The organism is Streptomyces wuyuanensis (assembly GCF_900103455.1).
Classification (GTDB): Bacteria; Actinomycetota; Actinomycetes; order Streptomycetales; family Streptomycetaceae; genus Streptomyces; species Streptomyces wuyuanensis.
This window is the reverse complement of sequence record NZ_FNHI01000020.1, coordinates 56,631-69,608: the sequence shown is the minus strand read 5'-3', so window position 1 is coordinate 69,608 and position 12,978 is coordinate 56,631. Positions and strand designations below refer to the sequence as shown.

Annotated in this window: 9 protein-coding genes and 1 pseudogene; 5 read left to right on the top strand and 5 right to left on the bottom strand. The window is 74.6% G+C overall.

Going from position 1 to position 12,978, the window contains the following annotated elements; all coding sequences use genetic code 11:
• Positions 1 to 265 precede the first annotated feature (265 nt).
• A complete protein-coding gene (locus tag BLT82_RS26160; protein WP_093659222.1) occupies positions 266 to 835 on the top strand; it encodes a lamin tail domain-containing protein in 570 nt (189 codons plus the stop codon).
• Between the two features lie 420 nt (positions 836 to 1,255).
• Here the strand turns inward: BLT82_RS26160 and BLT82_RS26155 are convergent, their stop codons facing one another.
• Together BLT82_RS26155 and BLT82_RS26150 are read right to left on the bottom strand one after the other, a co-directional pair.
• Positions 1,256 to 1,807 carry a phosphotransferase gene (locus BLT82_RS26155; protein ID WP_244529616.1) on the bottom strand — a complete coding sequence of 184 codons (552 nt, stop codon included), beginning with the start codon at positions 1,805 to 1,807 and terminating at the stop codon, positions 1,256 to 1,258.
• Between the two features lie 79 nt (positions 1,808 to 1,886).
• Positions 1,887 to 3,566 (bottom strand): alpha/beta hydrolase, encoded by a 1,680-nt coding sequence (locus BLT82_RS26150; RefSeq protein WP_093659069.1) that lies wholly within the window; start codon positions 3,564 to 3,566, stop codon positions 1,887 to 1,889.
• Positions 3,567 to 3,772: 206 nt separating this feature from the next.
• Between BLT82_RS26150 and BLT82_RS38170 the strand changes: the two are divergent.
• Positions 3,773 to 3,913: pseudogene (locus BLT82_RS38170) on the top strand (polysaccharide lyase family 8 super-sandwich domain-containing protein); the annotation flags it as partial.
• Positions 3,847 to 4,224, top strand: coding sequence for a polysaccharide lyase beta-sandwich domain-containing protein (locus BLT82_RS38165; protein WP_244529631.1), 378 nt, complete (start codon positions 3,847 to 3,849; stop codon positions 4,222 to 4,224). The pseudogene BLT82_RS38170 and the gene BLT82_RS38165, both read left to right, overlap by 67 nt.
• 100 nt (positions 4,225 to 4,324) lie before the next feature.
• On the opposite strand, the gene BLT82_RS26140 is transcribed toward BLT82_RS38165, so the two are convergent.
• From BLT82_RS26140 to BLT82_RS26130, 3 genes are all read right to left on the bottom strand, one after another.
• A complete protein-coding gene (locus BLT82_RS26140; RefSeq protein ID WP_093659067.1) occupies positions 4,325 to 6,082 on the bottom strand; it encodes an RICIN domain-containing protein in 1,758 nt (585 codons plus the stop codon).
• A gap of 138 nt (positions 6,083 to 6,220) precedes the next feature.
• Positions 6,221 to 8,308 (bottom strand): SpoIIE family protein phosphatase, encoded by a 2,088-nt coding sequence (locus tag BLT82_RS26135; RefSeq protein ID WP_093659065.1) that lies wholly within the window; start codon positions 8,306 to 8,308, stop codon positions 6,221 to 6,223.
• A gap of 243 nt (positions 8,309 to 8,551) precedes the next feature.
• Positions 8,552 to 9,343 (bottom strand): uracil-DNA glycosylase, encoded by a 792-nt coding sequence (locus tag BLT82_RS26130; RefSeq protein ID WP_093659063.1) that lies wholly within the window; start codon positions 9,341 to 9,343, stop codon positions 8,552 to 8,554.
• A gap of 819 nt (positions 9,344 to 10,162) precedes the next feature.
• Here BLT82_RS26130 and fusA point away from each other — a divergent pair.
• Entirely contained in the window at positions 10,163 to 12,271 is a 2,109-nt protein-coding gene (gene fusA, locus BLT82_RS26125; protein WP_093659061.1) for an elongation factor G, read from the top strand.
• A gap of 92 nt (positions 12,272 to 12,363) precedes the next feature.
• The gene (locus tag BLT82_RS26120; protein ID WP_093659059.1) at positions 12,364 to 12,957 is read left to right on the top strand and encodes a hypothetical protein; all 594 of its coding nucleotides are present in this window, start codon (positions 12,364 to 12,366) and stop codon (positions 12,955 to 12,957) included.
• The last annotated feature ends 21 nt before the right edge of the window (positions 12,958 to 12,978 follow it).

Here is a 12,978-nt window from a genome sequence, read left to right as displayed (position 1 = left end):
TGGCGGGTGCGCACCGCAACCGCTTGTTGTTGATGCTTGTACGGGTCGCTGTACGGTGCAGAAGTTTTGTCAGGTCATGTCGCTATTGTCCGTGCTGTATACAGGTGAGCGTTACGGAAATATCCGCATTTCGTAACACGGGGTGGTTTGAGGGCTTATGGGGGGTGTTGCCCGGCCAATGTGTGCGGCCTCGGCACAGGGCCGAGTGCATGGTCCGCCCGCCGGCCCCACAGGCCGGGCGGGCACTGAAGTGAAGGGCATCCTCATGTCTGCTTCCCGTAACGTCCGTCGTCTCGTGGCGGCGGTCCTGGCGTCCGGCGCGATCGTCGGCGCGATGGCCGTGCCGGCTTCCGCGGACAACGGGCACGACCGCCGTGACGGGCGCGACCGTCACGCCGGCCACAGCCGCCACCACGACGACCGGAACCGGTTCGACCGCGACAGATTCGACGGTGACCGATTCGGCCGTGACCGGCGTTCCTCGGTCGTCATCGGCCAGGTCCAGCACCAGAACCCGCGTCGTGACTTCCGGTCCAACCGCAGCCTGAACGCGGAGTGGGTCGAGGTGACGAACAACGGTCGCCGCGCCGTCGACCTCGACGGATGGACCCTCTCGGACAGCGACGGCAACCGCTACCGCTTCGACGACCTGCGCCTGCCCGCCCGCTCCAGCGTCCGCGTCCACACCGGCCGGGGCTTCGACACCCGGCACGACGTCTACCAGGGACGCCGGAACTACGTCTGGGACAGCCGCGACTCGGCCACGCTGCGCGACAGCCGCGGCCGTGTCGTCGACTTCGATTCCTGGGGCCGCGGCGGCTTCCCGCGCCGGTAGCCCACCGGTGCGGCCGCACCGCGACACGGTGACGCGGCCGCACCGCAGTCCACCCGCGGCGGGCCGGGCCGGGGCCCGGCCCGCCGCATTCGCGTCCCGAGGCCGGCCCTCCCGGTCCGTCCGGATCCGAACTGACGGACCGGGAGGCCCCCCGCCCCCGCCCGATACGCTCCCGCCCGAGACGGCCCCGTCCGGACGGCACGCCCACGGCCGGCCGAGGGGCCGGTGGTCCCCGAGGACCTCATGGACGACGTGGCGGGCGACGGCCGCCATCCTCGGGTTCGTCCCCGGTCGTGCTGAAGCTCCATCAGGGCGGTCGACAGCGCCCACCCCCGCCCCCTCGCCCAGGTAGCCTCGTCGGCGCCCAGGGCCGCTCGGAACAGGGGCCGCGCTTCGGCGGTCAGGACGACCAGGCCACGATCAGGTCGACCGCGGGCTCTCCCAGGCCCAGACGCCGAAGTCGACGACGGCGCCGAGCCGTCCCTCCGCGAGCAGCAGATTCCCCGGCTGGAGATCCGCGTGGACCCAGACGCGCGGCCCGTCCCACCCGGGGGTTCGCAGCGCCGCCTCCCACGCTGCGACCGCCGCACCCGCGTCGACGATTCCGCCCAGTGCCCCGATCGCGGCGCGGGTGTCGGCGTCCCGTGCGGAGAGAGGTTCGGCGCGGTAGGAGGCGGGGCCGCCCGAGGGGCCGATCCGGTGCAGCGCGGCGACGAACCGCGCCAGGTCCCGGGCGAGCGCCCGGGATTCGGCGAACCGGCCCGGGACCGGGTTCTCGCCGTCCAGTCGGCCGTAGACCGACCACGGCCACGGGAATCCGCCGGCCCGCAGGCCCTTGCCGAGGGGTGCGGCCACGGCCGCGGGGAGACTCGGGGCGAGCTGCGGAAGCCACCGGTGCTCCTTGTCCACGTCCTCGGCCGAGCCCGGGGTGCACGGCGGCCGTACGACCATGTCCCGGCTGAGACGGAACATGGGCGGGCGCCGACGACCGGGCCGGAGCACGCAGATGGAAGCTCTCCCACTCACCTCCCGTCGACTCGATTCCCCGCGCTCACCTCCCGCCGTGCCCGGCCTCATCCGCCTCCGCACCGCCCGCCGTTCCGCCGCCGCCGGTGCCGACGCCGCCCCGGGGCCGCGACTCGCTGAACGGTCGCACGTCCTGCCGGCAGGTGGTTCCCTCCGGTGGCAGGACGCCGTCGACCAGATAGCGGCGTTCGTGGTCGTCCACGCAGAGACTCGGGTTGACGACGGACGAGTGCCCGTATCCCTCGACGGTCAGCAGACGGGCGTTCGCGAGCTGCCGGGTCATCGCGAGCGCGCCCTGGTACGGAGTCGCCGGGTCGTACGTGGTGTTGACCACGAGCACGGGGTTCGCCGTGGGCCGGTTCCACGGGCCCGTGTACGGGGAGGAGGCCGTCGCCGGCCAGGTGGCGCAGGGCTCGCTGGCCCAGGCGACGGCCCGCCCGAGGTCGCCGGCCCGCCCGTAGCTGAACTCCGCCAGCTCCGGGTAGCGCCGGGGATCGCGCGGATTGGGGCTCTCCGAGCAGCGGATCGCCTCGATCTGCTCGAACGCCGGGTATGGCAACGGTCCCTTTGGTGCGGGGGTTTCCTGCGGAGGCCGCCACTCCCACAGATCCTCCAGCGCCCAGGCCAGGTCGTACCAGCCCGGATCCACGGCGTACAGGCTGCTGAGCGCCGTGGTGACGGTCCTGGCGTACGTCCACGATCCCTGCGCCCGCTCCTGGAGGCGCAGCATCAGCCGTTCGAACTTCTTTCGGGTCGCCTCCGGGCTTCCGGCGGAGAAGGCGCAGCGGTCCGCGGGAGCGCGCCCGCAGTGGTCGAGGAACTGCCGCAGGGTCGCGGCCGACCCCAGGTCGACGTCCTCCCGCAGGAACGTCGTCAGCCGTGGTTCCGCGGTGGGGCCGCGGTCCACCCAGACTTGCGGGTCGATGTTGCTGTCCAGGACCATCGCCCGGACCTTGTCGGGGAAGAGGTTGGCGTACGTGGCGCCCAGGAACGTCCCGTACGACACGCCGAGGAAGCTGAGCTTCTCGTCGCCCACGGCCTGCCGGAGCCGGTCCAGGTCGCGTGCCGTGTCCGTGGTGGAGACGTGCCGCAGCAACTGCGCGTCGCGCTGCTCGCAGAGCCGGCCGAGGTCGGAATAGGCGTCGACCCAGGCCTCGGCCTCGCTCTCGCCGACGGGGAAGCCGAAGGGTATTCGCTCCAGCCACTCGTACGCCTCGTCGGTGGTGGCGAAGCAGCGGACGGCGGTGCTCTCGCCGACCCCGCGCGGGTCCCAGCTGGCGATGTCGAACCGCTGCCGGAGTTCCTCGGGGAAGAGTTCGTACCACTGGGGCAGTGCCTGCGTTCCGGCCCCTCCGGGTCCGCCGGGGTTGAAGAAGAGGGTGCCGAGGCGAGGCGCCGGCCCCGTGGCCCGGTGTCTGATGACGGCGAGGTCCACCGCGCGCCCGGCGGGCCGGCTGTGGTCCAGCGGGGCCTTCGCGGTCGCGCACTCGAAGCCGGGGGCCTGTGCGCAGGAGCTCCAGTCGAGGGCCGGAACGGCGCCCGGCGGGGCCGGGCCGTCGGCCGGTCCGGAGGCGGGGGAGCGGGCGGGCGCCGGGGCCCGGACCGGGGCGGGAGCGGGGGCGCTGATGACGGAGGCGCAGATCGTGGCGGCGACGGCGATCGCGGCGAAGCGCCCGCGGGCGGCTGGGGATCGGGGTATGTGCATGCTCATCCTTTGCCGCCGCGACACCCGGCGTCGTCTGCGTCGGAAGCGTTCGTCCCGATACCACTTCGCCCCCACCGGTCCGGCAACCCGCGCGGGGCCGAATGGCCGTCACCCGTCGGGCCGAGCGGCCGCCCTGAAGGACCGCCACCAGCCACCCCGGCCACCACGGCTGGACGGGCACCCGGGTCCGCACCCGCTGGTCACACATCGACGGCCACGCGGGCTACGTCCTCCCCGGCGGCGCGACCCTCAGCGCCCTCCGGGAGGAACGCACCGGCGCCTGGAAGGACATCAATGCCGGCAACTCGCCGCAGCCCTTCACCCGCCGCCATCTGACGCTCTGGCACGACCACGGCACCGACCCGCGGGACGCCTCGTACGCGTACGTCCTGATGCCCGGCGCGAGCGCGTCGCGCACCGGCGCCCGGGCCCTGGACCGCGACTGGCTGAGGATCCTCGCCAAGGCGTCCGCGTCCCCTCGCGGGCCTTCACCGGCGTCAACTTCTGGAGCGCCGGAACGGTGGGCACGCTCACCGCGAGCGCACCGGTGAACGTGCAGATCCGGCAGCGCGGCGACGGCACGGCGGTCGTCTCCGCGGCCTCACCCTCATCTGGCGGCACCGGGTCACCGCCGTGCTCTCCAAGGCGCCCTCGGTGATCCCGGCGCAGACGGGTGCCGTCTTCACCGCGACGTTCGGCGACCTCGGCGGCGGCTACGGCGCCACCCACACGCTGAAGGTCCGCACGGCCCGAACGGACTACCCCGAGGTGCCGGCGTTCCACCGCTGGTCGGCGTCGCCGTCGAGCCGGTCGAACCCCAGGGAACCGCCCAGCGGTTCGAGGGCGAAGTCCGGGTCGATCCGCGGACTGACCACTCCCGCGCCGTCGACGGAGAACTGCAGATTGAGGCCGTTGCGGCCGTCGACGGAGGAGCACGACCAGATCCCCGCGCCGCGGTCGGTGTCCCCGCGCGAGTCGAGGCAGAACTCGGGGTCCGCGCTGTTGCGCAGCAGACCGTTCGGTTCGAGCCGCCACCGCTGGGTGGTGGCGCCGTTGCAGGCGGTCGTGATGACGTCGGTGCGGTTGGCCATCACCCCGTCCTCCACGTCGAGGCACAATCCCGTCCCGGCGTTGACCACGGGGTGGTAGCCCGCCCCGGGGACGATGGGCGCCGGAATCGGCACGACGCTCCTCGTCGGCGCGGCCTCCGGCGGCCGGGACGCGGCCGGGGGCGGGGTGCGCGTCGGCGAGGGCGTGGGCCGCGCCGAGTGCGTGCCGCCGGGGCTCGTCGACAGCGTCGGGACCGGCGGCGGAGCCTCGAAGGTGGGGATGGCCCCGTCCGGCGTGGGCGCCGACGCCACGGGCTCGCGCGACGCGCCGGAGTCCCCGGAAGCCGCCACCAGCGCGGTCCCCGTCGCGGCGGAGGCCGCGACCACCACGGCGGCGGCGATCAGCAGGACGGACCGGGAGGGCAGGCGCAGGCCCCACCACAGCGCTGCCCCGGCAGTCGGCTGCCCGGGCCGCTCGGGGGCCGCGGTCGTCTCGGCCGCCATCTCGCCGGCCGAGACCACCGGCCCGCTCACCGGCCCGGCCACGGGCGCGTTCCCGGGGGCCGGGCCCCGGGCGGGTACGGCCGCGGGCATCCGGGACACCGGCAGCCGAGCCGTGTACTCCGCGCCGCCCCAGCCCAGCAGGTGCTCGGCGAAGACCATCCGGGGGTTGTCCGTCATCCGGCTCAGCTCCGCGACCACCCGGGTGCAGCGCGGACACTCGGCCAGATGCAGCGTCAGATCGCCGCTGCGCCGCCTGTCCACGGGCCGCGCCGCCGCCTCGATGATCCTGCGGTAGCCCAGGCACCGCTTGTCGCCCCGTTCGAGGTACGCCTGGAGGAAGGCCTGGCGCATCGACTCCGGCGCCCGGAGCCGCAGATCGGGGACGAGGTCGGCGCGGACGCCCAGATAGCCGGCCACCGTGGAGTCGGGTTCCTGGTCCACCACGGCGTACCAGAGGACACCCCGGGTCAGGGCCGGCAGCCGGTGGAAGGCGGCGAGCACGGCCGCGGAGACATCCGGCGCCGGGCCGGGCGCGCCGGCCGGCACCTCACCCCCGTCGGGGACCGTACCGGTCCCGGCGTCGGCGGTCGCGTCGGTCCATGCGGCGAAGTCGGCGGAGAGCCTGGCCCGGCGGCCGCCGCGTGCCCACTCGGTGCCGACGCGCCGCACGAGTATCAGCAGATGGTGGCGCCACTGCCCGCGGGGCTCGATGCCCCGGCCGGCCTCGTCCGACGCCAGCCGGAGCGCCTGGACGGCCAGTTGGTTGCCGGCGGTCTGGTTGCGGCCGCAGAGCCTGGCGTAGGCGAGGACCGCCGGCAGATGGCGGCGCTTGAGCTCCTGGATCGCCGGATCGGCGCGCGGGGCACCGGAGCGTATCCGTTCCCCCAGCTCCGCGTCCGACAGCGCGGAGTCGTCCGGTTGCCCGTGCGTGTGCAGCGGACCGGCGTTGTGGAGCTCTGGCACCCTTGCGTCTCCTCGTCCCCCGAGGCATGGCCGGCCCGCCCCGCCCGGGGCGCTCCGGTTCACTTGCCCGTAACAAAGGCCCATGGTGGATCAGCGGGACCGGCGGGGAAAGGTGTTTCCGCGGGTAAGTCGGCGTGGTCAGGACGCCGGTGGACCGCCGGATCGGTCCGGCCGTCTCACGCGCGCGAGGACCAGCACCGTGTCGTCGTGCGGCGGCCCCGGCAGGAGACGGGCGAGTATCCGGTCCGCCGCCTCCTCCAGCGGGCCCGAGGCGCGGCCCAGTTCGGCGCGCAGCCGCGCCGTGCCCTCGTCGATGTCCCTGCCCCGTGCCTCGATGAGACCGTCGGTGTACAGGGCCACGGTGGCGCCCGCCGACAGGTCGATCTCGGTCGTCGCGAACGGATGGCCACCGACGCCGAGCGGCACGCCCAGCACCTCGTCCACCGCTTCCACCGTGCCGTCCGGCCGGCGCACCAGCGGCGGCGGATGGCCCGCGTTGCCGATACGGGCCCGGCCGCTCCCCGGGTCGTACAGCAGGTACAGACAGGTGGCCAGTTCGATGCCCGCCTCCTGGGCGCAGGCGTCCAGTTCGGCGAGGAGCACGTCCGGCTCCTCGATGTGCCGGGCCAGCGTCTTCGCGGTGATCCGCAGCCGTCCCATGTCCGCGGCGGCGCGCACCCCGTGCCCCATCACATCGCCGACGACGAGGGCGACACGGTCGCCGGACAGATTGATCACGTCGTACCAGTCGCCGCCCACCTCGGCGGCATGGCTGCCCGGCACGTAGCGGTGGGCCACGCGTACATGGGGACTGGCCGCCAGGCTGGTGGGGAGCAGCGCACGCTGCAGTGTGAGGGCGATGGCCTGCACCCGGCTGTAGAGGCGGGCGTTGTCCAGGCACAGCGCGGCGCGGGAGGACAGCTCCGAGGCCAGGCTCAGATCCTGATCGTCGAAGGCCGGACGGGCGGGGGAGCGGCCGAACACGGTCAGTCCCTGGACGGTTCCCCGGGCGATGAGCGGGGTGATGACGATGCAGGCCAGGCCGCTCTCGAGGAGGATGCGTGCGCGGGCCGGCTCGAGGACGGTCGTCGTCGCGAACTGCTCGTCGACGGGAAAGCAGACCGGCCGGCCCGTCCGCAGCACCTGGTGGATCCTGGACCCCGGGGGATAGCTGACCGTCTCGAGGCCGCCCACCAGCTCGGGTGCCGGCGGCGGCAGCACGGTGCCGGACGCGATCCGGTGGGTGACCAGGGGCAGCTGGGGGTCGAACACCTCGGGCTCGTCCATCCAGTCCACGAGTTCCACCACGGCGGCGTCGGCGAAGTCCGGTACCGCCGCGTCGACCAGCTCCTGCGCGGTGACGTCGACGTCCAGCGACGTGCCGATCCGGGCCGTCGCCCGGTCGAGCAGGGCCAGGCGCTGCCGGGCCGCCGTCGCCGCGAGGATGGCCTGCTCCCGCTCCGTCACGTCCACCATCAGGCCGCCCAGGCCGGGCCGGGTGTCGCCGGCCTGGCTGAGCGCGAACAGACTCACCGACCGCACCTGGTCGCGGTCGGGCCGGCCCGGTGTGCGCAGGCCCACGAGCGTGCCGACCACAGGCCGCCCCTCCGCCGCGACGGCGCGGACCATCCGCTCGTACTCCCCGCCGTCGGAGGTGATCATGATCTCCTCCATGGGGCGTCCGAGGTGGGCCTCGACGGGCATGCCGTCCATGTCGGCGAGGGCCTGGTTGAGATGGACGTAGCGCAGGTCCTCGTCGAGCATCAGCAGCCCGATGGGGCAGGTCTCGAAGAGGGCGTCCAGGAAGGCCAGATTGGTCTTCACCCGGTCGAGTTCGTCGCCTCGGGCGGCCAGCCCCAGGACGACCGAGGAGCCAGTCGGCCCGGTGACGGGGAAGACCCGGAAGCCGCACCCGAAGACGGTGCCGTCGCGGTGCCGGGCGGACAGCCTGCCGCGCCAGTACCCGAGCGTCCGGGCCCGCCGTGTGAGGCCCTCGGCGGCGCCGGGCGTGCCCGGCGGGGGCTCGGGGAACAGGAGGCCGGCCGGTTCGGACAGCGCACCCTCCGGGTCGTGCCCGAAGAGGTCCTCCGCCCCCGGACCCCAGAAGCAGATCCGCTCGTCCGCGTCGACACCGAAGACCGCGACGGACACGTGCTCCAGCAGCGCTCCGGGTTCCGACCGGAGCGGACCGGGATCGGTGTCGGCCCGCGGCCGACCAGCTGGCACCGCACGTTCCTTTCCGCCTGGGGCCGCCGGAGACCGGCCCACCGCGAAGAGTGGACGGTACCGGGTGCCTCCTGGCACCCATTGTGCGGACGCGGGAGCGGCACTGCCCACGTCACGCACCCGCCCGTCCCTCCCGGCGGACCTCGCCGGACGGCGGTACGCCCTCCGACCGGCGGTGATCGCCGGCGGTCATCAGTCCGTCGCCGGGCGTGACGCGCGGCCGGGCGTGACGAGCGACCGGCGTCAGCGGCCGGTCGGAAGCTCCGCGAGTTCGGCGGCCCGGCGCAGCACGCCGACGAGCATCGGGAAGGTGAGCCGGCCGGTGAAGGTGTTGCGCTGGCTCGGGTGGTAGCTGCCGAGCAGGTGCAGGGGATGCGGAAGGCCCTCGCCGGCCGGCAGGACGACGTGCACGCCGTGGCCGAAGACGGGACGCGGCCGGGGCAGCGGCCGCCCGGTGTCCCGGATCGCCGGGAGGAGGGCCTGCCAGCCGAAGCCGCCCAGCGCGACCACGGCGCGGAGGCGGGGAGCCAGCAGTCGCAGCTCCGCCGACAGCCAGGAACGGCAGGCGTCGCGCTCGTTCGCCGTCGGCCGGTTCTCGGGAGGGGCGCAGCGTACGGGCGCGGTCAGCCGGACGCCGCGCAGCGTCAGCCCGTCCCCGGCGTGCAGGGACGTGGGCTGCGAGGCGAGGCCGATCTCGTGCAGTGCGGCGAAGAGGAAGTCGCCGGTCGCGTCGCCGGTGAACATCCGGCCGGTCCGGTTCGCGCCGTGCGCCGCCGGGGCGAGACCGACGACGGCGAGGGACGCGTCCGCGTCGCCGAAGCCGGGGACCGGGCGCCCCCAGTAGTCCCAGTCGCGGAACGCGGCGCGTCTGACCCGGGCCACCTCCTCGCGCCAGGCGACGAGCCGGGGGCACGCCCGGCACCGCGTGACGATGTCGTCCAGCTCGTCCAGGCGGGTGCAGCGAGGCGCCTGACGGGCCGGGAACGACGGGTCGTCGGTGCCGGAGACGGCTCCGCGGCCGTGCGATCGCTCCACTCCTCCACGCTACCGGGGGCGCCGCGGGCGGGCCGGGCGCGCCGGGTCCGCGGGGGCGACCGGGCCCGAGCGGTGGGCAGGGCGCGGTGCGCGTGGTGTCCGGAAGCCGCCCTGCGGGCCCCGGGCGACTCGGCGGTGCCGGGCCCGCCGTCGCCCGCATCCCGGGCCGCCGGCTGCTTCCCGCAGTCCGGGCGGGCCGGGCACGGCCGGGTGCCCGCATCCGCGGCCCGGTCTCCGCGCCTCGCAGTCCGCGCGGGCCGGTGTCCGCGCAGCAGTCCGCGCGGGCCGGTGTCCGCGCCTCGGAGTCCGGCCGGAGCCGGGCACGCCCCACACCGTCTCCGTCGCCGGGACATCCCCCCGGAGTGCGGCGCGGGAAAATCCCGCGCGCCGCGCGCCGCCCGCTCCCTACACTCGGCTCACGCGCCGCCGACGTGATGCGGCGCGCATCGCCGGGAGTTGGACCGAGTGAGGGGGGACGGGACGTGCGCTGCCGCATCGCCATTCTCGTTCCCCGGTCGCGGTACGACGTGATCCTGGTGTCTCCGGCCCGCCGGTGACGGCTGCGCGGCCGCCACCGGAGCCCGCGACGACCCCTCACCGACCGCGGCCCGCCCCGCCGAGCCCCGCTCGCCGCGGTGAACCGGGGCGCGGTCGAGCCCCCGAAGACGCCCCGCCCGCTGACGCCGTGTCGGCGAATGCGTCGGCCATGGTGCCGGGGACTGCGTCAGGGATGTCTCCTCGGCCTTCGACAGGCCGCCTCGTCCGGGAATCGCGCTGCCCCGATCCACCCACCTCTCGAACACCGAAAGGCCCCGGGCCGTGCGCAACAACCTTCGACGCCCCGCCGTCGACCCTCTGACCACCGTCCGCAACCTGGGCATCCTCGCCCACGTCGACGCCGGCAAGACGACCGTCACCGAGCGGATCCTGTACCTCACCGGCGCCACCCACAAGCGCGGCGAGGTCCACGAGGGCACGACCGTCACCGACTTCGACTCCCAGGAGCGCGACCGCGGCATCACCATCTTCGCCGCGGCGGTCAGCTGCGACTGGGACGGGCACCGGATCAACCTGATCGACACCCCCGGCCACGTGGACTTCTCCGACGAGGTGGAGCGCTCGCTGCGGGTCCTCGACGGTGCCGTCGCGGTGTTCGACGCCGTCGCGGGAGTGGAGCCGCAGAGCGAGTCGGTGTGGCGGCAGGCGGACCGGCACGGCGTTCCGCGGATCGCCTTCGTCAACAAGATGGACCGCGCGGGCGCCGATCTCGACACCGCGGTCGCGTCGATCCGCGAGCGACTGCACACGGTGCCGCTCGTCGTACACCTGCCGATCGGCCGGGAGGACGAGTTCACCGGAGTGGTGGACCTGGTGCGGATGCGCGCGCTGGTCTGGCACACCGGACGGGACGCGTTCGAGGAGGGCCCGGTGCCCGAACCCCTGGCCGACGAGGCACGGCGGCGGCGCAGACTGCTCGAGGAATCGGCCGCGGAACTCCACCCGGCCGCCCTGGAGGAGTTCTGCGAGCACTCGCGGGTCTCCGACCGGACCCTGGCCGGCGCACTGCGCGAGGTGACCCGCAACGGTGAGGGCCTGGTGGTCCTGTGCGGCTCCGCCTACCGGAACCGCGGCATCGAGCCACTGCTCCAGGCCGTGGTGGACCTGCTGCCCGCGCCGCCGGACGTGCCCGCCGTGCGGGGCACTCTGGACGGCACACCGCAGGAGCGGCCCGCCGACCCCGCAGCACCCCTCGCCGCGCTGGTCTTCAAGGTGCATTCGACGCCCACGGGGCGGCTGACGTTCGTACGCGTGTACTCGGGCACGATCCGGAAGGGGGACACGGTTCTGGACGCGGGCGCGCACCGCACCGAGCGCGTCGCGCGCATCCTGCGCGTGCAGGCGGACCGGCACGCCGAGGTGGACAGCGCGGTCGCCGGGGACATCGTCGCCCTCGTCGGCGTCAAGTCCTCCCGCACCGGCGCCACGCTGTGCGAACCCGCTGCTCCGCTCGTCCTCGAACCGCCCACCGTGGCCGCGCCGGTCGTCTCGGTGGCGGTCGGGGCACGCAGGAGCACGGACACCGACCGGCTGGCATCGGCGCTCGCGAGGCTGGTCGAGGAGGACCCCTCGCTGGCGGTCGGAACCGATCCGGAGACGGGCCAGACGGTGCTGTCCGGCATGGGGGAACTGCACCTGGAGGTGGCGGTGGAGAAGGTCCGGCGCGCCCACGCGATCGACGTCGGTGTCGGCCGGCCGCGCGTGGCGTACCGGGAGACGGTCGTGCGAGGGGTGACCGGACTGCTGTACCGGCACGTCAAACAGGACGGCGGTGCCGGGCAGTTCGCCCACGTCGTCCTCGACGTCGAGGCACTGGAGTCCGCCGACGACGCCCGCACGGGCGGCACCGGCGGCAACGACGGCTTCGCGTTCGGCTCGACCGTCACCGGCGGGCGGGTGCCGCAGGAGTACATCCGCGCGGTGGAGGCCGGCTGCCGGGATGCCCTCGCCGAGGGTCCGCTCGGCGGCCATCCGGTGACGGGGCTGCGCGTCACGCTGACCGACGGTGCCACCCACGCGAAGGACTCGTCGGAGATGGCGTTCCGTGCGGCGGGCAGGTTCGCCCTCCGCGAGGCCCTGCGCGCGGCGGAGATGGTGCTCCTGGAACCGGTCGTCGAGGTCACGGTCACCGTGCCCGGCGAGGCCGTCGGAGGCGTGCTCGGCGACCTCGCGGCACGGCGTGGCCGGGTGACGGGTTCGACGACGCGGGCCGGCGGCGCGGTGGTCACCGCGACCGTGCCGCTGGCCGAACTGTTCGGCTACGCCTCGCGGTTGCGCAGCCGTACCCAGGGCCGCGGCACCTTCACCACCCGGGCCGCGGGCCATGCGCCCGTCCCGGCCGCGGTGGCCGCGGGGATCCTGCCGCGGTAGGCGACGACCGCCGGCGGCCCCGCCCCAGTGAGGGCGGGGCCGCCGGCTCCGCGCGGCAGGGCACTGTCGGTGGTGCCGGTTAGCTTCCCTTCATGGGCATGTATCTGGTGAGCGTCGGGGCGCGGGAATGGTTCGCCCGTGGTGCGGAGGACGACGAGGCGGCGGGGCCGGGCCGCGTCGCCGCGGCGCTGGACGAGGAGCTCGTACGGCGGCGGCTGCCGCCGTTCACGCCCGCACCGGGCGAACCCGCTGGACGCGCACCGGCCTTCGAGGAGAAGTTCGTGGCCTCCATGGACGGCTACGCGGCACTGTGCCGTGCGCTGCTGTCCCCTGAAGAGGAGGAGACCGTCCACGGCTGGACCGTGCTGGTCCCGTTCTCCCTCGACGAGCCGATACGGCTGCCCGTGGTGAGCGGCTTCGCGGACGAGACCCTGGTGGCCGGCGCGCCGCAGGTCCTCGCGGCCCTGGAGCGACTCGAGGCGGTCGTCGGCATGCCGGACGGGATGCCCTCCGCGGGCCGCAACCTCGAACTGACCTCCTGGTACCTCGACGCCGGTGCCGCGGCGTCCGCGGCAGCCCGGCCGGGGTCCTGGGGCGCCGATCCGGACACGGTCTTCCACGTCGCGCTGTACCTCCGCGCCGCCCGGTTCTCCCTGCGGCACGGCTGTCCGCTCGTCTACACCTGACAGCGCGGCCCCACCGGGCCT